The sequence below is a fragment of the Marinobacter albus genome (assembly GCF_030238305.1).
Classification (GTDB): Bacteria; Pseudomonadota; Gammaproteobacteria; order Pseudomonadales; family Oleiphilaceae; genus Marinobacter; species Marinobacter albus.
Map to the genome: position 1 here is coordinate 853,517 of NZ_JASSQD010000001.1, position 26,147 is coordinate 879,663.

A 26,147-nucleotide genomic window follows, 5' to 3' on the forward strand; every position below is an offset into this window, starting at 1 on the left:
ACTGATTCCGATACCCCGCGAGGAGTAACCCTCCGGAGCCTTCCGTGGCCCCGGTGAGATCAGGTTCAGGCCCGAGTGGGTTGCTGCTCCGGGATCGCGCCATCCTCGGCGGTGATCAGCGTGGGGAAAAACAGTGCTTTCACCACTTGCCAGCCCACGGCGAGGGCGCCGACGATAAACACTACATCGCCAACGGTGCGCACCCAGCGGAGCAGTTGCAGAATGTCACTCTGCATGAAAGCCTCGCTGCGCGCATACCAGAGGCCCTCGCTTGCGCTGGCGAAGAACTGGATCAGACCGATCGGCAACAGACTGGTGAACAGCATCAGAACCAGGCCAAGGTTCAGCCCCCAGAACCCCACTTTCATCAGGCGGTCGTTGAAAACCACCTGCGGGCGCAAATAGCGCAGGATCAGCAGGGTAAAGCCAAGCGCCAGGAAGCCGTAGACGCCAAACAGCGCGGCATGGGCATGGGTTGGGGTGGTGTTGAGCCCTTGAATGTAATAGAGCGCGACGGGCGGATTGATCATGAAGCCCAGCACTCCGGCTCCCAGCATGTTCCAGAAGGCCACCGCGACAAAGAACACCAGTGGCCAGCGGACATTTTCCATCCAGGAGGCTCTGGCTTTCAGCCGCCAGTTTTCCCAGGCCTCATAGCCCAGCACCACCAGCGGAACCACTTCCAGGGCGCTGAAGGTCGCGCCGACGGCCATCACTGGCGTTGTGGTGCCGGCGAAGTAAAGATGGTGGAAGGTCCCCGGCACACCACCGAGCATGAACAGGCTGGCGGAGGCCAGGCTGGCGGACGTGGCCACGGTTCTGGACACCAGGCCCATGCTGCAGAAAATGAACGCCAGGGCGGTAGTGGCGAATACCTCAAAGAAGCCTTCGACCCACAGATGCACGATCCACCAGCGCCAGTACTCCATGATCGAAATGTGGGTTCGCTCGCCATAGAAGAAACCGGCACCGTAGAACAGTCCGATTGCCACCACGGAGGCGGTAAGCAGGGCAAGCAGGTTCTTGTCGCCGGGTTGTCTCAATGCCGGAACGATGCCGCGCAGCATCAGCACCAGCCAGAAGGCGATGCCAGTGAATTTGCCAATCTGCCAGAGACGGCCAAGATCCACGAACTCATAGCCCTGATGGCCCAGCCAGAAGCTCAGGTGCTCGGGCATGATTTGGGCAATCGCAAGATAATTGCCGGTAAAGGAGCCGGCCACCACAATCACCAGGGCCCAGAACAGGACATCGACGCCGAGTTTCTGGAACTTCGGGTCTCGGCCGCCGTTGATGATTGGTGCCAGGAACAGGCCGGCAGCCAAAAAGCCGGTTGCAATCCAGAACAGGGCTGCCTGGATGTGCCAGGTGCGGACCAGGGAATAGGGGAACCACTCGGAAACATTGATGCCGTAGAAGCTCTGGCCCTCGACGGTATAGTGCGCGGTGAAACCGCCCAACATCACCTGGAAGCCAAACAGCGCGACCACCAGGAACAGGTATTTCCCGAGCCCCCTCTGGGAGGCTGTCAGGGCGAAGCTGGTCAGTGGATCCCGAACCGGCGCGGCCGGCTCTTCCTCGTCGTGTTTGCGCAGGAATGCCCAGGCCCAGACCAGGCCACCGATACCGGCTATCAGCAACACGACACTGACGATGGACCAGATCACGTTTTCCGGGGTGGGTTTGTTATCGATCAGGGGTTCGTGGGGCCAGTTATTGGTATAGGTGGCGTCGCTGCCGGGTCGTTCTGTAGCGGCAGCCCACGCGGTCCAGAAGAAGAACTCGGTCATCCGTTCCCGACGCTCCGCGCTCGGCAGGGTGTTTTCCTTCATCGCGTAGTTTTCCCGGGTGGAGCGAAGTTCCGGGGCATCGCTGAACAGTCGGCTGTAGTAGTCCGCGGTTTCGGCAATGGCTTGGGTTCGGCGCTCGGACAGGGTCAGGATGCCTGTCTCCGGATTGTAGGTATTGGTGCGGTACTCGGTTTTCAGATCGTACTGCAGGGCGTTTTGCTGTTGGCCGTTCAGATCCTCGTAGGGCATGCCGAACTCTTCCTCGGCCGCGAGATCCAGCCAGGCCAGCAACTCCCGGTGCAGCCAGTCGGCCGTCCAGTCAGGCGCCTGGTAGGCACCGTGGCCCCAGATGGACCCCAGTTGCATGCCGCCCACAGATTGCCAGGCGGTCTGGCCATCGAGGATAGTTTCCTCCGTCATCAAGGGGGCACCGCCGGCGCTGACGACCTGGTCAGGAATGGGCGGAGCGGAGCGGTAGACTTCAGTGCCGAAGTAACCGAGCAGAGCGAAGGTCAGGGTAAGAATGGCGATCAGGATCAACCAGAGTCTGCGGTAGTTAGCCATTGGAAGCGCCCCCCATGCGGCCGTCAATTCGGTTGAACAGGATGTTATTTTCGAGATGTATGTGTTGTTTCAGGTCGTTCTGGAAGGTCTCAAGGCCGAGATAAAGCGCCTGCCAGGTGTTGCAGGCACCCCGGGGCAGGCTCATCCCGTTGGTGGTGTCTTGGAGTTGATCCAGAAAAACCCCGTGATCCTCGTGTTCCTGTCGCATGACGGAAACAGGCGCCACGGCCATGCCATTGATGCCGCGGGCGATCATCGGAAACAGGAGTTGCTCCTCTTTGTCCATGTGACTTTCCAGCTGTTTTTGCATGCCGGTGAGTAGCCGTGTCAGGCCCGAAGGGCACTTCGCATGACCTCCGTGCACTCGCTCTACGCGCTTTGCCAAACGGATCAGTTCGGGAAGCTGTTCTCTGTGGATGTCGTGATAACGGTTGAGAATGTGTTCGATCAGTGCCTCAGTCGGGAGGTGAGCCGGGTTGGGCTCTCCGTTCTGCTGATCCGGGTGGGCTTGTATGTCCCGGGCAATTTGGTGGGCATCCAGCCCCCTGGTGTGGGCGGCCTGTGCCAGGGTCTCTGCACCTCCGCAGCAGAAATCCAGTTTGGCCTTGTGCAGGATGCCCGTCGCACCGGGAAAGTCCCGGGCAATCTGGCCTAGGGGCAGTGAGGTAATGTTCATGGTGTGTTCTCCTTCTTGAAAGGTTCAAAAATAATACCTCTTAATCTTTAAAGATGTAAACCAAATAAATGTTAAAGGTTGGTCCGGGGTTCCTTTAATTGGGTTCTGACGGCATGGTGATGGGGTTTGCAGTTTTCTTGATCCGCCTATACTATAAAAAAATATTAAAGATATATGTTATAGGTGGTGAGATGGAACGTTGGTTAATGCTTGCGAATGGCGCACTGATTTCTTCAGCAATGGGGTTGGTTATGACCGTTCTTCTGGCGTATCCGTACGCCGAAGCGATAGCCATGCCCTGGCAGATCCTCGCGCACATCGGCACCCTCTTGTTCGCGGTGGGGATTAAGGTCGCGTACGTTGCCAGGCTGGTGTTCCTGAGTCGTCTCGGAAGACCCGTCCACTGAATCCCGGTAAACTACATCCAGAATAAATATCTGTGAGGCACCGTTGATGGGCGTGCAATCAGGAAGAACCGGTTTTCAGTTTCTTGCGTATATATCTTTGGCGCTGGGAGCAGCCGGCGTGGTTCTGCCTGTGTTACCAACCACGCCGTTTGTTCTGCTGGCAGCATTTTTTGCTAGCAAGGGGTCTCCGGCTTTTGCCCGTTGGCTGGATCAGCACCCGCGTTATGGACCGCTGATCGCGGACTGGCGCAGCAACAGAGTGGTGCCAGCCAGGGCCAAGTGGCTTGCCTGCGTGATGATGACCCTGAGTTGGGTAACGCTATGGGCCCTGGGGGTATCGCCGCTGGTGTTGGTGGTTTCTGGCATTGCAATGACTTGCTCGGCCAGTTACCTGCTGACGCGGCCATCGATCTGAATTGAAACACTGGAGTATCGAATGCACATCACCCGTTACACTGACTACTCACTGCGCGTGCTGATTTATCTGGCGGTGCAGGGTGATCGCCTGGCGACCATTCAGGAAATTGCCGAGAGTTATGACATTTCCAGGAACCATCTGATGAAGGTGGTTCATCAGCTCAACAAGAAGGGCTATATCGAGACGATTCGTGGCAAGAAGGGAGGCATGCGTCTTCACATGCCAGCAAACGAAATCAGTATCGGGATTCTGGTGCGTGAGACCGAGCAGGATCTAAACATGGTGGAATGCTTTTCCTCGAAAAACGCCTGCCGGATAGCGCCGGTTTGCGGCCTGAAATCCATGTTCGGGGAGGCGTTGCAGGCGTTTCTCGGTGTTCTGGACAAGTACACCCTGGCCGACGTGATCCAGGATCAGCATCGGCCACAGTTGTTGCGGCTGCTTCAGGTCGCCTGACCCATCGTCAGGGCAGGCACTTTTGAGCGAACCCGGTCTGGCAGCGAGAAGGCGAAGATGCGTTTGAGCACCGTGCCATACTGCCGGGCGAAGCTGCCGGTGTTGTAGGGAATACCATGTTTCCGACACACCGCCTGCACCTGTTCCGATATTTCCGGATAACGATGGGCCGGGATATCGGGAAACACATGATGTTCGATCTGGTAACTCAGGTGGCCGCTTAACAGGTGTACCCACTTGCCCCCGGTGAAGTTTGACGAACCGGTCAATTGGCGCAGGTACCAGTGGCCCTTGCTTTCATTTTCACACTCCGCTTCCGTGAATGTCTCGGCGTCCTGGGTGAAATGGCCACAGAAGATGACGGTGGATGACCACAGGTTCCGTATCAGGTTTGCGCCGATGTTCCCGGCCAGCACGATTGGGGCGACCGGAAAGGTGATCAACGGGAAGAACAGGTAATCCTTGAACGCCTGCCGGCCACCCTTACGGAAGAAATCTTTCAGGAACGGAAGCTTCTCGTTCAGGGAAACTTCGCCACGACGAATCCTCTCGCTTTCCAGCTCGTGCAGGCCGACCCCCCACTGAAAGAACACACTCAGCAGTACGTAGTTAATGAACTGCAGGCTGTGCAGTGGCTTCCACTTATCGTCGTCACTCAGTCGCAGCAGTGCGTAGCCGTAATCCCGGTCCTTGCCAATGATATTGGTGTAGGTGTGGTGTTCATAGTTGTGGGTGCGGCGCCAGGACTCGCCGGTGCAGACCGTATCCCACTCGTAGGTCTGGGAGTGCAGGCTGGGATCGTTCATCCAGTCGTATTGTCCGTGCATTACGTTGTGGCCGATCTCCATGTTCTCGATGATCTTGGATACGCCGAGGGCGGCGGTCGCCGCGATAAGAACCGGGGGTACAAAACCGAACGGCATCATGGCGCGGCCGCCCACTTCCAGGGTGCGATGCAGCCTGATGATGCGGCGGATGTAGCGGGCGTCCCGCTCGCCGAGATCCGCGACAACCGCGTCCCGGATCGCATTCAGATCCTGTTCAAGTTCACTGAGCTGTTCGTCGGTCATCTTTTTCATGGTCTCACTCCCTGCGGCGCTTCAGCGCACCGCGGTTGCATTCGGTATTGGTTAAACGTCAATGGAAACCGGACCCTGGGGCACCGAGACACAAAGCTGGACGTTCTCCTCGCCGGGGCCGGATTTCTGGCCGGTCAGGCGGTTGATCACGGTGCCGCTGGTCTTTCTGCAACTGCACTGGTGGCAGATGCCCATCCGGCAGCCGTGGCGGGGTGTCAGACCGGCGGCTTCGGCGATTTCCAGCAGATTGGCGTCGCCCTCTGACCCCACCTCGATGTTGCTTTGGGCAAACTGGACCTGTCCGCCCAGGGCTTGATTCTCAAGGTTTGCCTGGGGCGCGGAAAAGAAGGTGCAGTGAATGTCGCGCTCCCGGACGCCGCGGCTCTGGAGTAGCTCTCCTGCCAGGTCCATCAGACCTTTCGGGCCGCACAGGAAAATCTGGCGGCCGTTGAGGCCCGGAACCTTAGCCAGATCCCCGTCCGACAGGTACCGGGGGGAAGCCTCGTCATGGGTGGGGATAATGCTCAGGCTCAGAGCGGGATAGCGGGCAGCCAGTGCCTCAAGCTTTTCTCCGGCAATAACGTCCTCAGACGTGCGTACGTAATAAAGCAGGCTGACCGGTGCCCGGTAGTCCTGCGCCGCCATGGTTTCAAGCTGGCTCAGGACGGGCGTAATGCCGCTGCCGCCGGCAATGAACAGAACCGGCCTGGCGGGGTCGGGCACAGTAAAGTCACCGAAGGCCTCACCGAGACCCAACACGGCGCCGACATCCAGGTGGTCGTGCAGCCAGTTGGTCACCAGTCCGCCGGGCAGGCGCTTGATAGTCAGGGAGATCAGCCGCTGGGTCTGCCAGAGGATCGGCGAGCTCGACAGGCTGAAGGTTCGGTTGCGACGGATGCCATCAATTTCGATACAGATGTTCACATGTTGCCCCGCCTCGAAACCCTGCCAGCGGCGCGCCGGTTTCAGGACAAAGGTTTTGGTGTCCGACGTTTCCTGAAGGATCTGTTCTACCCGTGCCGGTGTGTACTCCTGTATCCACATCGGGTTGACGCGTTCCAGCAGCGGATCAAAGAAGGCGGCCGGGTCTTCTCGATTAAACAGTTGCTTGCCGAGCCACTGGAGTGCCGTGCTCTGGTTGTCTCTCGCTAACATAGCGTTTCTCCATGGTGCAATCTGCACGCTTGTGTACAGCTGTTCACTAATGTGTACGACTGTACACAGAGAGGTCTGTTATCACAATGGGGGGTGTGGATCTGGCATAAAATGACAAGCATTTGGTACTTTAATTTTTTCGGATGTGTACACTTGTCATCGGAGTTCAACAGCAATCGGTATGAGCAGTCCATGGCGGAAAAACAACGCAGAAAGCCGGGTGAAACGCGCGAAAAACTCATGGGGGCGGCGCTGACCCTGGTCGGCAAGGGAAGGCACTTCGCCAGTCTGGGAATACGGGAGTTGACCCGGCAGGCGGGCGTGGTACCAACCTCCTTCTATCGCCACTTCCGGAACATGGATGATCTCGGGCTGCAGCTGGTGGATGAGCTGGGCCTGGTCTTGCGCCGCATGATGCGGGAAGCCAGGGGGCACGTTTTACAGGCGGATAAACTGATTGAGGAATCGGTGGACATCTTCATCAGCCATGCCCGGGCCAACCGCAGTTTCTTCCTGTTCATGGCGCAGGGGCTGGCGGGCGAGAGTCGGGCCATACAGGATGGCATTCGAAGCGAGATGCGATTCTTTGCCAGCGAACTGGCGAACGACCTTCGGCGGTTAAGGCTGGTTGACCACCTCAGCGACGGGGATCTGGACATGACCTGTGATCTGGTGGTCCGCAGCGTGGCGTTCAGCCTGACAGACCTGCTGGGGGTTGCCGAGGACGACGACTACCAGATCGACCAGATCCGGAAGCGGACAATCCGCTTCCTTCAACTGATCTTTGTGGGTGCCGCTCACTGGGAAAGCGGCAAGAGCTAACTCTTCTTGCGTGCAGTGCTCGCAGCCTTCTTCGGTTTGGGCGGAATCACCAGGGCTTCCAGTTCATCCAGCGCCTCTCCCGTGTAGACCGCCAGTTTCTGCATGCTGGGCAGAGTGTCCCGGCAACCGGTGTAACCGAAATTCAACGAACCGTCATAGCTCAGGCATGTGATGTTCAGAGCGCCGCCGTGGGCAATCAGCGACACCGGGTACATCGCCTCAAGCTTGGCGCCCTCGAGGTAGAGGGTGCGTTGCGGGCCTGGAACGTTGGAAATGGTGACGTTGAACACTGGGCGCATCCGGCCGCCGAGCCCGGACATTAGTTGCAGGATGTAGGGCGACATCAGCAGCATGGTGTATTGGGTCAGGGCGCTTTTCGGCAGCTTCTGCAGGTGCTCCTTGGCGCGCCGGGTGGAGGACTTGATTTCCTGCAGCCGGTTCAGCGGGTCCGGCTCATCGGTTGCCAGCGAGGCGATCATGAAACTGATTTGGGTGCCTGTGCCCTGATCGTCGGATGGACGAATATTGACCGGAATGCCGGCCGTCATCGCGGTGTCCGGCAGGTCGTCCTGCTCCAGCAGGAAACGACGCAGCGCGGTGCCACACAGGTACAACACAATATCGTTCAGGGACGCCCCGGTTTCCGTTGCCAGCTTCTTGATGCGATCCAGTTGGTAGTGCTGGGTCGCAAAACGACGCTGTCCGGTAACCCGGTGATTGATCTTGGAGACGGGGCCCATAAATGGCGCTGTTAATCCATCCTCCGGGTGTCGTACCGAGTGCAGCAGGCGGTTACCGGCCTGCCAGAGCCGCGGCGCCATATCGGCCTGCAACTTCAGTGCGTCCATCGCCTGGGACACCGCGGCGGGAATGCTTGCCTCGGAGTCGGTCTTGCTGCCGCGCCGACGTTCCGGTTTGACGGACCAGGGCGGTGGCATGTCGCGTTTGTCCGGATCGGTGGTCAGCACCCGCTGCATCAAACGAACCCCGCTGATGCCATCAATCATGGAGTGGTGCATCTTGGTGTAGAGGGCGAAGCGATTGTTCTCCAGCCCCTCGATGACGTGGCATTCCCAAAGCGGCCGGGCAAAATCCAGCGGATTGGAATGCAACCGGGAAACCAGGATGCCCAGCTCCCGTTCGCCGCCGGGGCGGGGCAGGGCTGAATGGCGTACGTGGTAATCCAGGTCTATGGTCTTGTCGACCTTCCAGGCCGGTGCCACCAGGCGTCCAAGGAATCCGGACCAGGCCAGTTTCAGGTTCCAGGGTGGTGCCACGTCGCCGGTTTCTTTCATCCGGGTGACGAGGTCGCGTAAAAAGGTGTCGGGAGCGCCATCGGGCAGCGAAAAAATCTGCAGGTTTCCGACGTGCATCGGGGTGTCTTCAGACTCAACGGCCAGCCAGGAGGCATCCAATGTTCCCAGGCGTTTCATTCCTTGTAGTACTCCACGGGTGTAAGGGATTTTTACTTGTTAGCTGCAAGTATACTGATAACCAGACTTGTTCACGATGTTACTTCCCGGAAAGTTCCGTCTTTTGCGACATTTAACGCCTTTGCCCGGAGGCCTCCCGTCAGACTTCCGTTGAGTGTTCACCCCGGCCGTTAATGGCTATGCTTTGATTTTAACCGGTATCTGTCGGCGGAGCCCTCGCGATGCAGTTTCTAAACGGAATAACGCTGTTGCTGGTGTACCAGTTGGTCGGCGAGGTCACCGTGCGCCTTGCCGGGGTACCCATACCCGGGCCGGTGCTGGGGATGGTGATGCTGTTCATTACCCTGTGGATTCGTGGCCAGGCGCCGGAATCCGTCGAGCAGGCATCGTCGGCTCTCCTTGCCCACCTGTCCCTGCTGTTTGTCCCGGCCGGTGTCGGCATGATGGCGCACTTTGACCGGATTGCGGATGAGTGGATTCCCATCACATTCGCCCTTCTGCTAAGCACGGTGATCACCATGGTGGTGACAGCTTTGGTCATGCAGTTGACCACTCGCTGGCTGGTGAAGCCCGTCGCCGCCACAGAGGAGCAGGGCCATGAATGAGCCGGGGTTGCGGGATATCTGGGTCTACCTTTCGACCTCTCCTTTGCTGGGGCTGACCATCACCCTGGTCGCTTATGGACTTGCGTATCGCTTTTACCTGCGTACCGATTCGAATCCCCTGGCGAATCCGGTCGTGACGTCCGTGGCCATGCTGATCGGGTTGCTCATGCTGACGGGAACGTCCTACAGCGATTATTTCGAGGGCGGGCAGTTCGTCCATTTCCTGCTGGGGCCGGCGACGGTAGCCCTGGCCGTTCCCCTTTACCAACAGTTTTCCCGGCTTCGACAGCTCTGGCTGCCGGTGACGATTTCGCTATTCTGTGGTGTTGTGATTGCCGCCGGTAGCTCCATCGGTCTGGCCCGACTTCTGGGCGGGTCTCCGGAGATTCAGATGTCCCTGGCACCGAAGTCTGCAACGGCGCCGGTGGCCATGGGCATTTCCGAGAAAATTGGCGGGCTTCCGTCTCTGACGGCGGTTCTGGTGGTCGCCACGGGCATTACTGGCGCGGTGTTGGGAACCAAACTGTTCGAGTGGATTCGGGTTCGGGATGACGCCGCCAAGGGCATTGCGATGGGCGTTGCGGCCCACGGTATCGGAACTGCCAGAGCGTTTCAGGTAAGCTCTCAGATGGGCGCGTTTTCCGGCCTGGCAATGGCGCTTTCGGCCTTCGCAACGGCCTTGCTGGTCCCCTGGTTGGTTGATCTGATTGAATATCTGCTACCGGTTTAATAAACAAATAACAAAAGAGGAAGTCCAGACAAATGCAAACCAAATTTCTGCTCGAAGAAAGCCAGATGCCGAAGTACTGGTACAACCTGCAGGCGGATCTGCCTGAGCCGTTGCCGGCGGTGTTGCACCCGGGCACCCAGCAACCGGTAGGGCCCTCGGATCTTGAGCCTCTGTTTCCGATGGCACTGATCGAACAGGAAGTGACCACTGAGCGGGAAATCGAGATTCCGGAGCCGGTACGTGACGTGTACAACCTCTGGCGGCCGGCGCCCCTGTACCGGGCTCACCGCCTTGAGAAGGCGCTCGGCACACCAGCAAAGATCTTCTACAAATACGAAGGCGTGAGTCCGGCGGGTAGCCACAAGCCCAACACCGCCATTCCCCAAGCGTTCTACAACCGGGAAGCGGGCATTCGCACCCTCACCACCGAAACCGGTGCCGGTCAGTGGGGTACATCGCTGTCCTTCGCCGGGTCCCTGTTTGATATCGACGTTACGGTGTTTCAGGTGCGGGTCTCTTACAACCAGAAACCTTATCGCCGGGCCGTCATGGAAACATACGGCGCCAAGTGTGTGGCCTCGCCCTCGGAACTGACCGAGTTTGGCCGCAAAGTGCTGGCAGAAAACCCGGACCACACCGGGAGTCTCGGCATTGCCATTTCCGAAGCGGTGGAACTGGCCGTGCAGGATCCGAACACCAAGTACGCCCTGGGCTCGGTTCTCAATCATGTGTTGCTCCATCAGAGCGTCATCGGCCTGGAAGCCATGCAGCAGATGGAAATGGCGGACTGCTGGCCGGACGTTATTGTCGGTTGTACCGGTGGGGGCTCCAATTTTGCCGGTATTGCCTTCCCGTTTATGGGCCACGCGCTGAGAGGCGGTGAGAAATCCCGCATCGTTGCTGTAGAACCCTCGGCATGTCCCACCCTGACACGCGGCAAATACGCCTACGACTATGGCGATACCGCCCATATGACGCCGCTCACCAAGATGCACACCCTGGGCTCCGGTTTCACACCGCCGGGCTTTCATGCTGGTGGTCTGCGGTACCATGGTATGGCACCGCTGGTATCCCACGCCAAGGAGCTGGGATTGTTTGATGCAGTGTCCTACACCCAGCGCGAATGCTTCGAGGCGGGCGTTCTGTTCGCCCGGAATGAAGGTATCGTACCTGCTCCGGAGGCCAATCATGCGGTCAAGGGCGCCATCGACGAAGCGCTGCGTTGCAAGCGGGAAGGCAAGGACGAGGTAATCCTCTTCAACCTCTGCGGCCATGGCCATTTCGATATGGCGGCCTATACCTCCTATTTTGCGGGTGAACTGAGCGACCACGAATACGACGACCAGGAGTTGGCAATGGCATTGTCCGGGCTGCCTTCGGTCAATGCCTGATCAGTCGTCCCGGCGACGCTGAAAAACCCTACCCCCGCCGCCGGAGTTCAGGTGCCGGATGGCGGTGGGTGTCCCTTCGGGATCCCGGCCCTTGGGGCCGGTTGGTTCCAGGTCAGTCCTCCTCGAGCTCCCTCGGAGGGCAGTGATATTCCTCGACCATGGTGCCTTCGTCGACGCTTTCCAGATGCACGTCAAAGCCCCACAAGCGGTGCACATGCCGCAGCACTTCCTCGGTCTCGTCGCCGAGGGGCACCCGGTCAACCGGGATATGGCGGAGGGTCAGTGACCGATCGCCCCGCACATTCACGTTCCACACCTGAATGTTGGGCTCCCGGTAACTGAGGTTGTACTGCCGCGCCAGCTTCTCGCGCAGGATCCGGTAACCGGGATCGTCGTGAATGGCGGTAACCCGGTAAACATCTTCCTGGTCGTCGTTCTGGATGGCGAACAGTTTCATATCGCGCATCACCTTGGGTGACAGGAACTGCTGGATAAAGCTCTCGTCCTTGAAGTTCTTCATGGCGAAATGAAGGGTTTCCAGCCAGTCAGTGCCGGCAATGTCCGGGAACCATTCGCGGTCTTCGTCGGTCGGGTTCTCGCATATCCGGCGCAGGTCCATGAAGATCGAAAAACCCAGAGTGTAGGGGTTCAGCCCCGAATACCACGGACTGTTGAACGGGGGCTGGTAAACCACGGCGGTGTGGCTCTGCAGGAACTCCAGCATGAAGCCGTCGTTGACCAGGCCCTTCTCATACATTTTGTGCGTCAGCGTGTAATGCCAGAAGGTGGCCCAGCCCTCGTTCATCACCTGAGTCTGCCGTTGGGGGTAGAAGTACTGGCCCAGCTTGCGCACGATACGGACAATTTCCCGCTGCCAGGTTTCCAGCAGGGGCGCATTCTTCTCGATGAAATAGAGAATGTTTTCCTGGGGCTCTTCCGGGAACCGTCGCTGGCGTTTGACCGGGTCTTCGTCATCGTCGAGTCGCGGAATGGTGCGCCAGAGGTCATTGATCCGGCGTTGCTGGTACTCCTCACGCTCCTGCTGCCGTCGTTGCTCCTCAACCGCCGAGATGGGGGCCGGGCGCTTGTAGCGATCTACCCCGTAATTCATCAGGGCATGGCAGGAGTCGAGAATCTGTTCCACGGCATCCACGCCATGACGTTCTTCGCATTCCGCCACGTAATGGCGGGCGAACACCAGGTAATCGATGATGGCGCTGGCGTCGGTCCAGGTGCGGAACAGGTAGTTGCCCTTGAAGAAGGAGTTGTGACCGTAGCAGGCGTGGGCAATGACCAGCGCCTGCATCGGCAGGGTGTTCTCCTCCATCAGGTAGGCGATGCAGGGGTTGGAGTTGATGACGATTTCGTACGCCAGCCCCATCTGGCCGCGCTGGTACCCTTTGGACGTGCTCAGGAACTGCTTCCCGAAGGACCAGTGGTGATAGCCCACGGGCATTCCGACCGAACTGTAGGCGTCCATCATCTGCTCGGCGCTGATGACTTCTATCTGGTTCGGATAGGTGTCCAGGCCGAACTCGGCGGCGCACTTGGCGATTTCATCATCGTATTTCCTGATCAGATCGAAGGTCCACTCCGAACTGGTCGAGATGGGCTGGCGGTCCCCAACGTGCCCGTTTTCCGGAACGTCGGGACGGTCCATCATATCGGTCATGCGGCTTTCCTCTCGAACAGCTGGCGGAATACCGGATAGATTTCACCCGGGTCGGCGATCTGTTGCATGGCAAAGCTCTGGGGGAAGCGCTCCATGATCTTTTCGTATTCGTACCAGAGCATCTGGTGATCCTGGGGTGTAATCTCGATATAGGCGTAGTACTGCACCAGGGGCAGGATGCTGTCGGCCAGAATCTTGCTGCAGACGGGCGAATCGTCGTTCCAGTTATCACCATCCGACGCCTGGGCGGCATAGATGTTCCATTCGGAGGGTGGGTACCGGGACTCGACAATCTTCTTCATCAGCTTCAACGCACTCGACACGATGGTGCCGCCGGTTTCCCGGGAGTAGAAGAACTCTTCTTCGTCGACTTCTTTGGCGCTGGTGTGATGACGGATGAACACCACGTCGATCTTCTTGTAGTTCTTCTTCAGGAACAGGTAGAGCAGGATGAAAAAGCGCTTTGCGATGTCCTTGTGCATCTGGGTCATGGACCCGGACACGTCCATCAGGCAAAACATGACGGCGCTGGTCGCCGGTTGCGGGTGCTTCCGGTGCTGGCGGTAACGCAGGTCAATCTCGTCGATGAACGGAATCCGCCGGACGTTCGCCTTCAGGCGGGCAATTTCTTCCTCCAGCACCTGAATCTGATCTTCATGGCTGAAGGCGGGATCCAGATCTTCCGGCGCCGATTTCAGGTCCGCGAGTTGTTCCTCCAGCTCCCTGATCTTCTTCTTGCGGGCTCCGCCGAGACCAAGCCGGCGCGCGTGGGCGCCCCGGAGTGACCGCACCACATCCAGCTTGGCGGGCACACCCTGAGTGGTGAAACCGGATCGGACGTATTTGAACGCGTCAGTATCCTTCAGCTTCTTGCGGGCGAGGTTGGGCAGTTCCAGATCGTCAAACAGGAAATCCAGGAATTCCTCCTGAGTGATCTGGAAAGCAAACTCGTCCATCCCCTCGCCATCGGGGCTGGCCTTGCCCTGTCCCTGGCCGCCGCCACCGCCCCCGGGCGGTTTCGGGATGGTGTCTCCCGCCACGAACTCCTGGTTGCCCGGATGCACCACCTCGCGGCGACCACCCTGGCCATGGTGGAAAATCGGTTCCTCGATGTCGCGGGTCGGGATGCTGACGTTTTCGCCCCGCTCGATGTCGGTAATCGAGCGCCGCTGCACCGCGTCCGCCACCGCTTTCTTGATGTGGTGGCGATAGCGGCGCAGGAACCGTTCCCGGTTCACCGCGCTCTTGTTTTTCCCGTTCAGTCGCCGGTCGACTACGTGGGTCATACCCATAACGTTACTCCAGTTCAGCGCTCGGTCGCTGACTTAGTGAGACTTACGAACCCTCAGGTACCATTCTGCGAGCAGACGCACCTGTTTCTCCGTGTAGCCTCGATCGACCATGCGCTCGACGAACTGCTTGTGCTTCTTCTGATCTTCCTGGCTGGCTTTCGGGTTGAAGGAAATAACCGGCAGCAGATCTTCGGTGTTCGAGAACATCTTCTTCTCGATCACGCTGCGCAGTTTCTCGTAACTGAGCCAGGACGGATTGCGCCCCTGATTGTTGGCCCGGGCGCGGAGCACGAAGTTGACCACCTCGTTCCGGAAGTCTTTCGGGTTGCTGATGCCGGCCGGCTTCTCGATCTTCTCCAGCTCGTCGTTGATGGAGGAGCGGTCGAGAATTTCGCCGGTTTCCGGATCCCGGTACTCCTGGTCCTGGATCCAGAAGTCGGCGTACGTGACGTAGCGGTCGAACAGGTTCTGACCGTATTCGCTGTAGCTTTCCAGGTAGGCGGTCTGGATTTCCTTGCCGATGAACTGCACATAGTGCGGTGCCAGGAACTCCTTGATGAAGCGCAGGTAGCGCTCCTGAACCTCGGCCGGGTACTGCTCCTGCTCGATCTGCTTTTCAATCACATACAGCAGGTGCACCGGGTTGGCCGCCACTTCCGCGGTGTCGAAGTTGAACACCTTGGAGAGGATCTTGAACGCGAAGCGGGTGGACAGCCCGTCCATGCCCTCGTTCACGCCGGCTGCATCCCGGTACTCCTGGATCGACTTGGCCTTGGGGTCGGTGTCCTTGATGTTCTGGCCGTCGTAAACCCGCATTTTCGAGAAGATACTGGAATTCTCCGGTTCCTTGATGCGCGACAGCACCGAGAACTGCGCGAGCATATCCAGGGTATCGGGGGCACAGGGCGCACCGGCCAGGGAGCTGTTTTTCAGCAGCTTCTTGTAGATCTCGATTTCTTCGGTCACCCGCACACAATAGGGCACCTTCACGATGTATACCCGGTCCAGGAAGGCCTCGTTGTGTTTGTTGTTGCGGAAGGTCTGCCACTCCGATTCGTTGGAGTGGGCGAGAATCACACCGTCGAAGGGCACTGAGCCCATGCCTTCGGTGGTGTTGTAGTTGCCTTCCTGGGTTGCTGTCAGCAGCGGGTGCAGCACTTTGATCGGGGCTTTGAACATCTCCACGAATTCCAGCAGCCCCTGATTGGCTTTGCACAGGCCGCCGCTGAAGCTGTAGGCATCGGGATCATCCTGGGAGAAATCTTCCAGCATCCGGATGTTGACCTTGCCCACCAGGGCCGAGATGTCCTGGTTGTTGTCATCGCCCGGCTCGGTCTTGGAAACGCCAATCTGGTCGAGTACCGACGGGTATTTCTTCACGACACGGAACTGGCCGATGTCGCCTCCATACTCGTGCAGGCGCTTGACCGCCCAGGGTGACATGATGTTTTTCAGGTACCGGGCCGGGATGCCGTATTCCTCTTCCAGAATCTGGGCGTCTTCGGCGGGGTCAAAGAGCCCCAGCGGGGACTCGTTAACGGGCGACCCTTTGATGGCATAGAACGGCACTTTCTGCATCAGGGATTTGAGCTTTTCGGCCAGGGACGATTTACCGCCGCCCACCGGGCCAAGCAGATACAGAATCTGTTTCTTTTCTTCCAGTCCCTGGGCAGCGTGGCGGAAGAACGACACAATGTTCTCCACGGCATCTTCCATGCCGTAGAACTCGGAGAATTCCGGATAGCGCTTGATAACCTTGTTGGAAAAGATGCGTGACAGGCGGGAGTCACGAGAGGTATCGATGAGTTCTGGTTCGCCGATGGCAATTAACATTCTCTCAGCGGCCGTGGCGTAGGCCGTTGGGTCCTTTTTGCAGATCTCCAGGTATTCCTCCAGGCTGAATTCTTCCTCCTGGGTACTCTCATACCTATCTTTAAAGTGCTGCATGATGGTCATAGATAGCCCCTCGCTTGCTCTCTTATAGTCAGCTCTCAGTTCACGCAATGTCCCCGTTGCATCGGTTCCGCCAGTCTGGGCGGTCTGTTTAGTTATGGGTGGAAGGAATGGATACTTTCAAGCCGCCCGACAATCTCGCTGCCGCGGCGGCCTGCATACTCTGAGCTTAGTTCACGGTCGAAAAATTGGACAGTGGGGAAGTGGTTAAGGTTCATTAAATTGTGTTACGGGGTGGCGGGTGCTTGGAGGCTGGAGCGCGTGCGGGGTGATTTTGCATCCTCTTGTTGAAACTCGCTTTGCTCAGACAAACAAGAGGTTGCAAAATCACCCTGCACACAATCCGATCGCGCTACATGCGGTAACGCGCTTTGAAGGTTAACGCTTGGTGAGACGAAATACGCTTTCGGTGGCGCCGGCCAGGCCTTTGCGTTTGGTGAACGGGTGGTCCTTGGCCAGGGTGTTGGTGAGGACGTGTTCGATCTCGTAGTCCTCGCCGTAGAGTTCCCGGACTTCGTCGTCGCTGACGTTGAACGGGGGGCCTTTGATCTCGGTGTCGTAGTCGAGCGTGATCAGCAGGATCTTGGTGCCGTCCGGGATGATTGCCGTCAGGTGTTCCACGTAGCCCTTGCGCATGTGTGGTGGTAGGGCGATCAATGCGGCCCGGTCGTAGACCAGGCGGATGTGTTTCAGGTCGTCCGGAACCAGTTGGAAGAAGTCGCCGCACCAGAGTTCAAGATCGTCGTGCTTGAACGTGGTGAAGGGCTCGCCCGGGTGCACCTTGGCTTTTTCGCCGCCTTCCTCGAAGAAATCCTTACAGGCCACGTCGCTGAGTTCAACGCCAATGACAGGATGACCGCGGTCATGGAGCCACCACATATCATGGGCCTTGCCGCAAAGAGGAACGAAAACGGCACTGGTGGCCTTGCCGGCCAGTTCCGGCCAGTGATCGTAGAGGTACTGGTTGACGGTGCCCTCGTGAAAGCCGATTTCCTTTTTGGCCCAGCGTTCGTGCCAGAACTGATGTTCCATGGTTTTGCACTCCCTGATTTGGACGTTTGGTTCAGTCTACCCTAATCTTTGCCTGTCTTGATTCAGGAGAAAAGTATGAAAGCCGTGTTCCTTGATGCCAACACATTGGGTAACGATGTGGACCTTACCCCGATTGAACGTATCACCGGTGGTCTGGTGAAGCATGGAAAAACCGCGCCGGCCGAGGTGCTCGAGCGCATCCGTGGCTTTGATACGGTCATCGTCAACAAGGTGGTCCTGACGCGGGAGCATTTCGAGGCCTGTCCGGAACTCGACACCATTGCTGTGGTGGCCACCGGGCTGAACAACATTGATCAGGCAGCGGCAAAAGAGCACGGTGTCCGCGTGCTTAATGTCACCAACTACGGCCGCGCAACGGTCGCCCAGCACACCATGGCGCTGATTCTGGCGCTGGCGACCCGGCTCCTGGATTATGACCGGGACGTGCGGGCTGGCCGCTGGGGTCAGAGTGACATGTTCTGTCTGATGGACCACCCCATTATGGAACTGGAAGGTCGGACTCTGGGCGTGGTTGGCTATGGCGATCTGGGGCAGGGTGTGATTGAGCGCGCCGAGGCCTTCGGCATGAAGGTTATTCTGGGCGCCCGGCCCGGACAGCCGGCCGGTGAGGTGGAGGGCTACCCGAGGTTGCCTTTCGACGAGTTCCTCCAGAAGGCGGATGTCATATCTCTGCACTGCCTGCTCACCGACGAAACCCGGAACCTGATTGGGGCCCGGGAATTGAAGATGATGAAAAACGACGCCCTGCTGATCAACACCAGCCGTGGCGGGCTGGTGAATGAACAGGCGCTGGCAGATGCGCTGCGGGCGGGCGAGATAGGCGGTGCCGGATTCGATGTGCTGACGGAGGAGCCCCCGCGCAATGGCAACCCGTTGCTGTCGGGCGACATTCCAAACCTGATCGTCACGCCGCACTCGGCCTGGGCAAGTCAGGAGGCCCGGCAGCGTATTGTCGACATTACCGCCCGGAACCTTGGCTCGGTCGCCTGACCCGGGAGTAAACAAAAAGCCCCGGCGTTGGCCAGGGCTTCTGGATGAGCTTTGACCTGATCAGAACGACCAGCCGACACTTGCGGAGGCGCCAAGCTGGTACATTTCCAGGGTGACAGTCTGGTTAGTGGCCAGCGGATTCGGGCCGGATACTTCTTTTTTGGGTGAGAAAAAGGCCATGCCGGACAGCGCCAGCTGATTGCTGATATTGTGGGTAAACCCACCGGTGAAATGCCACTCCTGGATTCCCGGCGCCAGTATGTTGAGAAGTACGTCCTCGCTGGAGACCGGGTTTTCCCCGTAACTTACGCCGGCCCGCCAGGCATGGTTCCGTGTCTGCTGCCATTGCCAACCAAGCTTGAATATGGTCATGTCATCCCACCCGAAACCGGCGCCCTGATCCGAGCCCAAGGGCGCTGTCATCAGGTTGGGAAGCAGCGGGTTGCCCACACTGTCGATCTCGCTGTAGCGGATGTGCTGTATATCCAGCAGGAACCAGTGATCCTCGATACCCGACCAGGCAACCCCGGCATTGAACATCTGGGGAATGTCGAAATCGCCCTGTTCGGCGAACAGGCCCCGGTATTTGTCGAACTCATCCATTTTCAGGATATTGCGCCAGCTCACGCCGCCACGGAGCGAGTCGGTAATCTCACCTTGCCAGCCGATCTGGTAGCCGTAGCCCCAGGCATCGTCAGTCCCCCTGTTCGACACGGCACTGCCGTCAGACGAGAAGGCTGCGAAACCTTGCAGGCCCTCTGCCTCGAACCGCTGATAGGCGATAACCGGTGAGATACCGATGGCCTGGTTGTCGGAAAACTCCCAGGACCAGGTTGGTGCAATGAACAGTTGCTCGAGGTTTACACTGGTACGGCCGCCATAAAACGGGCCACCGTTACCGCCCGGGTAGTCGGTATTCATGCCACCGTTGGCGAACACGGATACGCCGAACGCAGTATTCTCGGACAGCGACCGGTTGAAGCCGAAATGGGGAATGGCAAACGCATCGCGGCTGCTTTCATAGGTGCCGGGTGTAAGGGGAAACATGTCGTTCTGGGTCGGGTTGCCGTCCACCGAGTACTGGCGTTTCGGTGAGAACACCTCAATGCCACCGTCCATCCGATCGCCAATGAATGCCATGCCGGCCGGATTGGTAGCGGCAGCGATGCTGTCCTGGGACAGGGCGCTTCCGGCGCCGGCCATGCCTTTGTTAACGGTACCGTATCCATGGCTGAAATAACCGTTGGTTGCCAGCGCGGATGCCGGGATGAGAGCCAGAACTGCGGCCATTGTCAGTCTTGAGCGCATAGGTGAACACCTGTTCGTATAATACCGTCACATTTACGACACACTTTCTACAGAAAATCTTTTATAATTTGAAGTGATTAAAAATGATATGTTTATAGTTTTTGGGTTTGGGCTCGCAAAAGAGACGTAATTGGCCATACTCTGTTGTGTCAGGTATCTACCTGATAACTTGTATAAAACTTTATAGAGCAGGGTGTTGAGTGGCTTCCTTCCAATTTAAAGAGCGGCTCCAGTCCGCCGAAGACTGGATCCTGGCAAACCCCAATCCGCCACAAAGCTGGCCCTGGACCTGGCTCTATAAAGTCGGTCGCTCGGCGTATGCGCTGGCCCGGGACGTGCTTAGCGGGCAGTTGACGCTGCACGCGATGAGTCTGGTCTACACCACGCTGCTCAGCATCGTGCCCCTCCTGGCCCTCAGTTTCTCGGTGCTCAAGGCCCTGGGCGTGCATCAGCGCATGGAGCCGTTTCTGTTCCAGTTCTTTGAGCCGATGGGCCCTCAGGGTATCGAGCTGGCGGAGAAAATACTGGGCTTCGTGGACAACATGAAAGTCGGCGTGCTTGGCTCGGTCGGCCTCGCCCTGCTGGTGTACACGGTGGTCTCGCTGCTCCAGAAGATCGAGCGTTCCTTCAACATGATCTGGCGGGTGCCGGACATGCGGTCCATGGCCCAGCGCTTCAGTAACTACCTCAGCGTGATTATGGTGGGTCCCTTGCTGATGGTCTCGGCCATAGGCATCAGTGCCACCATCTTCTCCTCGACCTATGTCCAGGCGTTGATGAAGATCGAGCCGTTAGGTTCACTGATCCTCGTGGCCAGCCGATTCACGCCTTTTTTCCTGGTGGTCGGCGCTTTCACCTTCGTCTACATCTTCATGCCGAACACCCGGGTGAAACTTCGCTACGCCTTTATCGGCGGATTGGTTGCGGGCGTTTCCTGGCAGGCTGGCGGTATGCTGTTTGCGTCTTTCGTGGCCGGCTCAGCCAAGTACGCGGCCATCTACTCGAGCTTTGCGATCGGGATCATTCTGCTGATCTGGACCTACCTGAACTGGATGATTCTCCTTCTCGGCGCCAGTCTGGCGTTCTATCTCCAGAATCCCGGTTCGGTGGCCAAGCGTCGGCAGGTCCAACTGGCGCCCGAGCTTCAGGAAAAAGTAGCCCTGGCGCTGATGTGGATGGTGGCCAAGCCCTTCAATGACGGGGAGGCAGCGCCGCAGCAGGAAGTGCTCGAACATCGGCTGCGGGTGCCGGGTGAGGTTACCCGTGGGGTGAGCGACAAGCTCATCCGTGCCGGGCTCCTGTCGTTGGCCGGGCGTCAGGGAGATCAACTGGTGCCGGGCCGAAGCCTTGATGGCATCTCCATTGCTGATGTGCTGAAGGTAGTGCGCCGTGATGAGGACCGCGTGGCGGATCGCCTGCCGGTCTACCTGCCGTTCGATCTCCTGCACGGAACAGAGGAACGGCTATCAACGTCGTTTTCGGAACTCCTGAAATCCGGCAAGACGGTCGAGGAAACCATCGAAGCGGAGGAGCAGGAGGCGGTCTCACACCCGGGTGGTTGAACGTCCACCTTCCTGAAGCATTGCCGTCAACGAATGCTGCAACTGATTAATCTGCTCCGGTGCCAGCTGGAGGACCTTCGGAAGGTCCTCTTCGGCAAGGTTGCGCTGGTTCGCGTGCCGAAGCACCTCCCGGGTGCCGATGATCATGCCGTCGTTCAGCGGTGTCTGTGTCTGCCGCGGTGCCGGACGCTCCGCGCCGAGTAGCAGTGCATTGAACTGGGGCGGAAGATTCCACTCATTGGCCAGCAATTGGCTGGTGGCCCATTGATGCCGTACCAGTGAATGCCGGATCAGAGCCGGGGTCGGATCGCTTTTCAGGCGCGCCCGGCAGATCCGGTGCAACTCCCGACGAATGGTGATGTAGGCCAGTGCCGGCAGCAGTCCCGCCATGAAATGGGCGCTGGAATCGGCTTTCTGCGCCCGTGCGCTGAGTTCGGAAGCCCGGGCGCAGGTCAGCCCCCAACGCCAGACCCGTTGGGCGAAAAGGGCCTCCTGGCTGTTGCGGGCGGCCATCATGGGGCGCATTACGGCGGCGGAGACCACGTTGCGAATACCGTCCAGCCCGAGCAGAAACACCGCCTGGTCAACCGAATCGATGGTTTGGTCCCCGTGGCGGAAATAGGGGCTGTTGGCCATTTGCAGCAGTTGGTCGGTCAGGGCGGGGTCGCCCAGAATGATGTCCGTCAGGCTTTGGCGGTCGGTGGTGTCGTCCGACAGCGCCCGCATCAGCGTCGGAAGGCTCAGGGGCTGGCGCGGCAGTTCTTCCAACCGGCCTGCACTCAGGCGCTGCTGCAGTTCATCAATGACTTCGGTGACGGACGATAAGTCCCCCTCCAGCTCAGACGGCGCAACATCAAGCAACCAGCAGAACAGGTGTTCTTCCAGTTGACGGGCGAGCAGGGCACCGGTTTCAGTGTCTTCGTCGGTGAATTGGTCCTGGGCCGGGTTGAAAAGTCGCGGCTCTGGTGCCGGCGAGACCGGTTGAGGTTTCGAAAAAAAGCCTGAAATCCAGGAAAGAAAACCTGGCATCCGTTGCCTCCGGGTCAATCAGTAGCAAAAAAATACGTATCCCTGACCGCGGAGTATAGTCGGCGGCCAAATGGTTGCACAGAAAAGGGCTGATTGATTAAGGCTATTGTCTAGAGCACGGATTGGCCGAAAACAAACACCAACTGGCAGATGCCCGCGGCCATCCCGAGGAAAGCCCCGACCAGAATCAGTTTGATTTCGTCTTCCTGGAAGCACGGCCGGAGCAGATCCTGAAACTCTTCGGAGGAGAGGGCGATCATTCGTTCCACCATGATGGATTCGACCGCCCGGGCGCGATCCTTTTCGAAGACCGGGTTGTTGAACGACGTCTGTGAGATTTCGATCGCTTTTTCGCCTACCTGTTGCTTCAGGGTGGCAAACCCGGTGGGGCCGAAGGCCATCTGAGTGAGCGCTTTGCCCATGCCGGCGGTTTCGTCCACCAGGGGTTTGATGTGCTTTTTCACCATGTTGCGGGCCCGTTCCCCTTTCGGGCCTTCGAGAATCGCGTTGATGATGTTGCCCACCGTGAGGATTTCATGGGTAACGATGTGGCAAAAGGATTCGGCAACTGCTGGCTGGCGTTTCAGGAACAGGCCCTGGATACGGAAAGGCCCGACTTTCTTGGCGTGCAATGGTCGGAAAATCACGTTCAGGGCAATCCAGTTGGTGGCCCACCCCACCAGGAGCCCGAAGAAGGGCAGCACCCACCAGCTTTGGTAGAAATACCAGACAGCCATCTGGATCAGGCCGAACAGGAACCCGAAATACAGCCCGGAGTTGACGATAAACCGGAACTCAACCTGGCCACATTCGAGGAAGATCCGGTTGAGCAGCTGTTTGTCGCTGGCCAGCCGTTCGATCACCATGCCCTTGATGTCGAGCAGGTCCTCAATGTTCGTGGAGACGTCCTCTACCAGGTTATCCACCAGTTGCGGCGTGGATTTGCGGACCCGGTCATACACCATGTTACGAGCGGAGGACGGCAGGTTTTCCCAGAATGTCGGGTATTCCCGCAGCATCATTTCATCAACGTATTCCTCAATGCGCGGATCGACAGAATGAACAATGTGGGTAGCGAGAATCTTGGGATCGATCTGCTGGAAGATTTCCCGCACGGTGCCGATCTTGGAAATGGTGGCATCGACGCTGATGGCAGCCATTTTCCGGGCTTTGGACGGAATGATGCCTTGCCAGCCCAGCAATGGGGGTTTTCCCACGAATTCCAGCGGGTAAAAAGTCATCTTGATGGCGAGCCAGTTGGTCGTCCAGCCAATCAGGGCAGCAATGACGGGAATGCTGAGGTACTGCCAGAATTCAGGGGTGATGAAAACGTTTGTCATCCGCTACTCGCCAGTATCCGTTGTTGTTGCTGTGGGGCATGCAACCCTATGGGAAAGCCTCTCCAAAACCCGCTCAAGCACGTCCATGTGGCGCTTGAGCTACGCCATCCATGGCTCCGCACAGTTTTGGAGAGGCTTTCCCACAGCGTTGCCCAGGCTCAGGCAGCCACTCTCATTAGTCATGCAGTCAGGGATAATGTTGGTAGAGGTGTGTACTGTCAATGACTTGGGTGCCAGTCTGAGACGGCGTTACGGCCGCTAGGCCGATTCGCCCAGATCTCCCCACAGCCACTGGCACAGGGCCATGGCCGCTACCGGAGCGGTTTCGGTCCTGAGCACGCGAGGTCCCAAAGCCACTGGCAGGAATCCGTTTTGCTCGGCGAGGGCAATTTCGTCTGCGGTAAGCCCGCCCTCCGGACCAATCATCAGGGCGATGCGGCCGGGCTTTGCCATGGCGGTGAGGGACTGTTCCGTGCGGTGATGGAGTACCAGCCGGATGTCGCAGTCACGGCTGTGCTCCAGCCATTGTGCCACGGTCATTACGGGCAGGATTTCAGGAACCCTGGCCCGACCGCACTGTTCGGCGGCACTTACGGCCACCGACTGCCAGTGTCGCAGGCGTTTGTCTTCCCGGTCCCCTTTGAGCTTCACATCGCACCGCTCGGTGGTGAGAGGCACAATGCGGGTGACGCCCATCTCCACCGCTTTCTGAACGGCATAATCCATGCGGTCGCCTTTGGACAGCGTCTGGCCAAGGACAATCTCCAGGGACGATTCGGTCGGATTGGTCTCAGGCTCGCCCACCAACACCTCCACCTGTTTCTTGCCGGCGGCGGTGATGGTGGCCGGATAGTCCTGACCGTCGCCGTTGAAAAGGCGCAGCGCCTGTCCCGGCTGCATACGCAACACCCGCCCGACGTGCTGGGCGGCGTTGTCGTCCAGCTCGGCAGTAGCGCCGCTGTGCAGCGGCGAGTCAGTATAAATTCTGGGGATGCGCATGCCTTCGTACCCTGGTCAGTCCCGGACGGCGATTTCGATGCCTTCGGTCGCGACCTGTGCCAGGTGACGGATCTGGTCTTCGGTGATGACGTAAGGCGGCATGAAGTAAACCACATTACCCAGGGGGCGAAGCAAGGCCTGACGGGTCAGCGAGTGCTGGTAGACCCGAATGCCCCGGCGTTCCTGCCAGGGGAAGGGCGTTTTGGAGGCCTTGTCCTTGACCATCTCCACGGCCAGGGTCATGCCATGCTGGCGAATATCGCCAACGTTGGGATGGTCGGCCAGGTGGGCCACGGAATCCGCCATGCACGCGGAAAGCTGGCGATTGCTTTCTATCACATTGTCGTCCCGGAAGATGTCCAGGGTGGCCAATGCCACGGCGCAGCCGATCGGGTTGCCCGTGTAGCTGTGTGAATGCAGGAAGGCTTTCAGGGTTTCGTAGTCGTCGTAGAAAGCGTTGTAGACGCTGTCAGTGGTCAGTACCACCGACAATGGCAGATAGCCTGCGGTCAGCCCCTTGGACAGGCACATGAAGTCCGGGGTGATGCCGGACTGTTCGCAGGCAAACAGAGTGCCGGTGCGGCCAAAACCGACGGCAATCTCGTCTGCAATCAGGTGCACACCATAGCGGTCACAGGCTTCGCGCAGTTTGGTGTGGTAGATCGGGTGGTGCATGCGCATGCCGCCGGCGCACTGGATCAGCGGTTCAACCACCACGGCGCAGATTTCGTCGTGCTTCTCGGCGAGCAGCTTTTCCATGGCTTCGAACTGACGCAGTGCGTAGGCTTCGTCGGTCTCGCCCGCCTCTTTGTTGAACGCGTCAGGGGAGGGCGCGGTCAGGACTTCCATCAGCAGGGGCTGGTAGGTGTCCTTGTACAGCGCCACGTCGCCCAGGGCCAGCGCCCCGAGGGTTTCCCCGTGATAACTGTTGCTGAGGTTCACGAAGTTCTTTTTGCCGGGCCGCCCGTGGTTCTTCCAGTAGTGGAAGCTCATTTTGAGAGCGGCTTCAATCGCCGAGGAGCCGTTGTCGGCGTAGAAGCACTTGTTCAGGCCTTCCGGGGTGACTTCAATCAGGCGCTCGGACAGATTAACCACCGGCTCATGGGTGAATCCCGCGAGGATGACGTGTTCCAGTTGGCTGATCTGTTCCTGAATGGCCGCGTTGATTCGCGGATTGGCATGGCCGAACAGGTTGACCCACCAGGAACTGACGGCATCGATGTACCGATTGTTCTCGAAATCTTCCAGCCAGACCCCTTCACCCCGTTTGATGGGGACCAGGGGCAGCGTTTCGTGGTCTTTCATCTGGGTGCAGGGGTGCCACACGGACTTGAGGCCGCGGGCCACTAGGTCGGCATTGCGCATGGTGAATCTCCGGTCTGGCTGTCAGTTTCAAATGTTGGCTGTTAACCTGAGCGGATAT

Annotated in this window: 23 protein-coding genes; 9 read left to right on the top strand and 14 right to left on the bottom strand. The window is 58.6% G+C overall.

Annotated features, from left to right (window positions below; translation table 11 throughout):
- Nucleotides 1-65 precede the first annotated feature (65 nt).
- Together QQF73_RS03905 and ytfE are read right to left on the bottom strand one after the other, a co-directional pair.
- Nucleotides 66-2,354 carry a nitric-oxide reductase large subunit gene (locus QQF73_RS03905; RefSeq protein ID WP_285367292.1) on the bottom strand — a complete coding sequence of 763 codons (2,289 nt, stop codon included), beginning with the start codon at nt 2,352-2,354 and terminating at the stop codon, nt 66-68.
- Entirely contained in the window at nt 2,347-3,030 is a 684-nt protein-coding gene (gene ytfE / locus QQF73_RS03910; protein WP_219866742.1) for an iron-sulfur cluster repair protein YtfE, read from the bottom strand. Before ytfE ends, QQF73_RS03905 begins: the two co-directional genes overlap by 8 nt.
- A gap of 191 nt (nt 3,031-3,221) precedes the next feature.
- Between ytfE and QQF73_RS03915 the strand changes: the two genes are divergently transcribed.
- From QQF73_RS03915 to QQF73_RS03925, 3 genes are read left to right on the top strand one after another with little or no spacing between them, the layout of a single operon-like run.
- A complete protein-coding gene (locus QQF73_RS03915) occupies nt 3,222-3,437 on the top strand; it encodes a hypothetical protein (protein WP_219866741.1) in 216 nt (71 codons plus the stop codon).
- 46 nt (nt 3,438-3,483) lie between these two features.
- Nucleotides 3,484-3,852 carry a YbaN family protein gene (locus QQF73_RS03920; RefSeq protein WP_219866740.1) on the top strand — a complete coding sequence of 123 codons (369 nt, stop codon included), beginning with the start codon at nt 3,484-3,486 and terminating at the stop codon, nt 3,850-3,852.
- Between the two features lie 21 nt (nt 3,853-3,873).
- Nucleotides 3,874-4,311 carry an Rrf2 family transcriptional regulator gene (locus tag QQF73_RS03925; RefSeq protein ID WP_219866739.1) on the top strand — a complete coding sequence of 146 codons (438 nt, stop codon included), beginning with the start codon at nt 3,874-3,876 and terminating at the stop codon, nt 4,309-4,311.
- Here QQF73_RS03925 and QQF73_RS03930 read toward each other — a convergent pair.
- Both QQF73_RS03930 and QQF73_RS03935 read right to left on the bottom strand, forming a co-directional pair.
- The gene (locus QQF73_RS03930; RefSeq protein ID WP_285367293.1) at nt 4,299-5,390 is read right to left on the bottom strand and encodes a fatty acid desaturase family protein; all 1,092 of its coding nucleotides are present in this window, start codon (nt 5,388-5,390) and stop codon (nt 4,299-4,301) included. The two genes, QQF73_RS03925 and QQF73_RS03930, sit on opposite strands and share 13 nt — an antisense overlap.
- A 51-nt stretch (nt 5,391-5,441) precedes the next feature.
- The gene (locus tag QQF73_RS03935) at nt 5,442-6,545 is read right to left on the bottom strand and encodes a ferredoxin reductase (RefSeq protein WP_219866737.1); all 1,104 of its coding nucleotides are present in this window, start codon (nt 6,543-6,545) and stop codon (nt 5,442-5,444) included.
- Between the two features lie 192 nt (nt 6,546-6,737).
- Between QQF73_RS03935 and QQF73_RS03940 the strand changes: the two genes are divergently transcribed.
- Nucleotides 6,738-7,367 carry a TetR family transcriptional regulator gene (locus QQF73_RS03940; RefSeq protein ID WP_219868069.1) on the top strand — a complete coding sequence of 210 codons (630 nt, stop codon included), beginning with the start codon at nt 6,738-6,740 and terminating at the stop codon, nt 7,365-7,367.
- On the opposite strand, the gene QQF73_RS03945 is transcribed toward QQF73_RS03940, so the two are convergent.
- On the bottom strand, nt 7,364-8,800 hold the full coding sequence (locus tag QQF73_RS03945) for a WS/DGAT/MGAT family O-acyltransferase (protein ID WP_219866736.1): 1,437 nt from the start codon (nt 8,798-8,800) through the stop codon (nt 7,364-7,366). The two genes, QQF73_RS03940 and QQF73_RS03945, sit on opposite strands and share 4 nt — an antisense overlap.
- A gap of 221 nt (nt 8,801-9,021) precedes the next feature.
- Between QQF73_RS03945 and QQF73_RS03950 the strand changes: the two genes are divergently transcribed.
- Genes QQF73_RS03950 through QQF73_RS03960 form a run of 3 tightly spaced genes read left to right on the top strand, consistent with a single transcriptional unit; the run spans nt 9,022 to nt 11,526 of the window.
- Nucleotides 9,022-9,405 (top strand): CidA/LrgA family protein, encoded by a 384-nt coding sequence (locus tag QQF73_RS03950; protein WP_219866735.1) that lies wholly within the window; start codon nt 9,022-9,024, stop codon nt 9,403-9,405.
- Nucleotides 9,398-10,135, top strand: coding sequence for an LrgB family protein (locus tag QQF73_RS03955; protein WP_219866734.1), 738 nt, complete (start codon nt 9,398-9,400; stop codon nt 10,133-10,135). Before QQF73_RS03950 ends, QQF73_RS03955 begins: the two co-directional genes overlap by 8 nt.
- 32 nt (nt 10,136-10,167) lie before the next feature.
- Entirely contained in the window at nt 10,168-11,526 is a 1,359-nt protein-coding gene (locus QQF73_RS03960) for a TrpB-like pyridoxal phosphate-dependent enzyme (protein WP_219866733.1), read from the top strand.
- A gap of 112 nt (nt 11,527-11,638) precedes the next feature.
- Here QQF73_RS03960 and QQF73_RS03965 read toward each other — a convergent pair whose 3' ends face one another.
- The 4 genes from QQF73_RS03965 to tmpT all read right to left on the bottom strand — a co-directional run bounded on the left by QQF73_RS03965 (nt 11,639) and on the right by tmpT (nt 17,475).
- Complete coding sequence (locus tag QQF73_RS03965) at nt 11,639-13,198, bottom strand: SpoVR family protein (protein WP_219866732.1); 1,560 nt, start codon at nt 13,196-13,198, stop codon at nt 11,639-11,641.
- The gene (locus QQF73_RS03970; protein ID WP_219866731.1) at nt 13,195-14,490 is read right to left on the bottom strand and encodes a YeaH/YhbH family protein; all 1,296 of its coding nucleotides are present in this window, start codon (nt 14,488-14,490) and stop codon (nt 13,195-13,197) included. Before QQF73_RS03970 ends, QQF73_RS03965 begins: the two co-directional genes overlap by 4 nt.
- A gap of 33 nt (nt 14,491-14,523) precedes the next feature.
- Nucleotides 14,524-16,446 carry a PrkA family serine protein kinase gene (locus tag QQF73_RS03975; protein ID WP_219866730.1) on the bottom strand — a complete coding sequence of 641 codons (1,923 nt, stop codon included), beginning with the start codon at nt 16,444-16,446 and terminating at the stop codon, nt 14,524-14,526.
- A gap of 375 nt (nt 16,447-16,821) precedes the next feature.
- A complete protein-coding gene (gene tmpT, locus QQF73_RS03980) occupies nt 16,822-17,475 on the bottom strand; it encodes a thiopurine S-methyltransferase (RefSeq protein ID WP_219866729.1) in 654 nt (217 codons plus the stop codon).
- 75 nt (nt 17,476-17,550) lie between these two features.
- Here tmpT and QQF73_RS03985 point away from each other — a divergent pair, with 75 nt between their 5' ends.
- Nucleotides 17,551-18,486 (top strand): D-2-hydroxyacid dehydrogenase, encoded by a 936-nt coding sequence (locus QQF73_RS03985; RefSeq protein WP_219866728.1) that lies wholly within the window; start codon nt 17,551-17,553, stop codon nt 18,484-18,486.
- Between the two features lie 60 nt (nt 18,487-18,546).
- On the opposite strand, the gene QQF73_RS03990 is transcribed toward QQF73_RS03985, so the two are convergent.
- On the bottom strand, nt 18,547-19,794 hold the full coding sequence (locus tag QQF73_RS03990) for an OmpP1/FadL family transporter (RefSeq protein WP_285367301.1): 1,248 nt from the start codon (nt 19,792-19,794) through the stop codon (nt 18,547-18,549).
- 200 nt (nt 19,795-19,994) lie between these two features.
- On the opposite strand from QQF73_RS03990, the gene QQF73_RS03995 reads away from it, so the two are divergent.
- A complete protein-coding gene (locus QQF73_RS03995; RefSeq protein ID WP_219866726.1) occupies nt 19,995-21,356 on the top strand; it encodes a YihY/virulence factor BrkB family protein in 1,362 nt (453 codons plus the stop codon).
- On the opposite strand, the gene QQF73_RS04000 is transcribed toward QQF73_RS03995, so the two are convergent.
- The 4 genes from QQF73_RS04000 to QQF73_RS04015 form a co-directional block, all read right to left on the bottom strand.
- The gene (locus QQF73_RS04000) at nt 21,339-22,385 is read right to left on the bottom strand and encodes an HDOD domain-containing protein (RefSeq protein WP_219866725.1); all 1,047 of its coding nucleotides are present in this window, start codon (nt 22,383-22,385) and stop codon (nt 21,339-21,341) included. The genes QQF73_RS03995 and QQF73_RS04000 overlap by 18 nt on opposite strands.
- A gap of 110 nt (nt 22,386-22,495) precedes the next feature.
- Nucleotides 22,496-23,725: a DUF445 domain-containing protein gene (locus tag QQF73_RS04005; RefSeq protein WP_219866724.1), complete on the bottom strand. Its 1,230-nt coding sequence runs from the start codon at nt 23,723-23,725 to the stop codon at nt 22,496-22,498.
- Nucleotides 23,726-23,983: 258 nt separating this feature from the next.
- Nucleotides 23,984-24,724 (bottom strand): 16S rRNA (uracil(1498)-N(3))-methyltransferase, encoded by a 741-nt coding sequence (locus QQF73_RS04010; RefSeq protein WP_219866723.1) that lies wholly within the window; start codon nt 24,722-24,724, stop codon nt 23,984-23,986.
- Between the two features lie 15 nt (nt 24,725-24,739).
- Nucleotides 24,740-26,089, bottom strand: coding sequence for an adenosylmethionine--8-amino-7-oxononanoate transaminase (locus QQF73_RS04015; protein WP_219866722.1), 1,350 nt, complete (start codon nt 26,087-26,089; stop codon nt 24,740-24,742).
- Nucleotides 26,090-26,147: the final 58 nt, after the last annotated feature.

What these genes read in the sequence shown, in the direction of transcription:
- QQF73_RS03905 (WP_285367292.1), bottom strand. Translation starts at nt 2,354, where the DNA reads ATGGCTAACTACCGCAGACTCTGGTTGATCCTGATCGCCATTCTTACC.
- ytfE (WP_219866742.1), bottom strand. Translation starts at nt 3,030, where the DNA reads ATGAACATTACCTCACTGCCCCTAGGCCAGATTGCCCGGGACTTTCCC.
- QQF73_RS03915 (WP_219866741.1), top strand. Translation starts at nt 3,222, where the DNA reads ATGGAACGTTGGTTAATGCTTGCGAATGGCGCACTGATTTCTTCAGCA.
- QQF73_RS03920 (WP_219866740.1), top strand. Translation starts at nt 3,484, where the DNA reads ATGGGCGTGCAATCAGGAAGAACCGGTTTTCAGTTTCTTGCGTATATA.
- QQF73_RS03925 (WP_219866739.1), top strand. Translation starts at nt 3,874, where the DNA reads ATGCACATCACCCGTTACACTGACTACTCACTGCGCGTGCTGATTTAT.
- QQF73_RS03930 (WP_285367293.1), bottom strand. Translation starts at nt 5,390, where the DNA reads ATGAAAAAGATGACCGACGAACAGCTCAGTGAACTTGAACAGGATCTG.
- QQF73_RS03935 (WP_219866737.1), bottom strand. Translation starts at nt 6,545, where the DNA reads ATGTTAGCGAGAGACAACCAGAGCACGGCACTCCAGTGGCTCGGCAAG.
- QQF73_RS03940 (WP_219868069.1), top strand. Translation starts at nt 6,738, where the DNA reads ATGGCGGAAAAACAACGCAGAAAGCCGGGTGAAACGCGCGAAAAACTC.
- QQF73_RS03945 (WP_219866736.1), bottom strand. Translation starts at nt 8,800, where the DNA reads ATGAAACGCCTGGGAACATTGGATGCCTCCTGGCTGGCCGTTGAGTCT.
- QQF73_RS03950 (WP_219866735.1), top strand. Translation starts at nt 9,022, where the DNA reads ATGCAGTTTCTAAACGGAATAACGCTGTTGCTGGTGTACCAGTTGGTC.
- QQF73_RS03955 (WP_219866734.1), top strand. Translation starts at nt 9,398, where the DNA reads ATGAATGAGCCGGGGTTGCGGGATATCTGGGTCTACCTTTCGACCTCT.
- QQF73_RS03960 (WP_219866733.1), top strand. Translation starts at nt 10,168, where the DNA reads ATGCAAACCAAATTTCTGCTCGAAGAAAGCCAGATGCCGAAGTACTGG.
- QQF73_RS03965 (WP_219866732.1), bottom strand. Translation starts at nt 13,198, where the DNA reads ATGACCGATATGATGGACCGTCCCGACGTTCCGGAAAACGGGCACGTT.
- QQF73_RS03970 (WP_219866731.1), bottom strand. Translation starts at nt 14,490, where the DNA reads ATGGGTATGACCCACGTAGTCGACCGGCGACTGAACGGGAAAAACAAG.
- QQF73_RS03975 (WP_219866730.1), bottom strand. Translation starts at nt 16,446, where the DNA reads ATGACCATCATGCAGCACTTTAAAGATAGGTATGAGAGTACCCAGGAG.
- tmpT (WP_219866729.1), bottom strand. Translation starts at nt 17,475, where the DNA reads ATGGAACATCAGTTCTGGCACGAACGCTGGGCCAAAAAGGAAATCGGC.
- QQF73_RS03985 (WP_219866728.1), top strand. Translation starts at nt 17,551, where the DNA reads ATGAAAGCCGTGTTCCTTGATGCCAACACATTGGGTAACGATGTGGAC.
- QQF73_RS03990 (WP_285367301.1), bottom strand. Translation starts at nt 19,794, where the DNA reads ATGCGCTCAAGACTGACAATGGCCGCAGTTCTGGCTCTCATCCCGGCA.
- QQF73_RS04000 (WP_219866725.1), bottom strand. Translation starts at nt 22,385, where the DNA reads ATGCCAGGTTTTCTTTCCTGGATTTCAGGCTTTTTTTCGAAACCTCAA.
- QQF73_RS04005 (WP_219866724.1), bottom strand. Translation starts at nt 23,725, where the DNA reads ATGACAAACGTTTTCATCACCCCTGAATTCTGGCAGTACCTCAGCATT.
- QQF73_RS04010 (WP_219866723.1), bottom strand. Translation starts at nt 24,724, where the DNA reads ATGCGCATCCCCAGAATTTATACTGACTCGCCGCTGCACAGCGGCGCT.
- QQF73_RS04015 (WP_219866722.1), bottom strand. Translation starts at nt 26,089, where the DNA reads ATGCGCAATGCCGACCTAGTGGCCCGCGGCCTCAAGTCCGTGTGGCAC.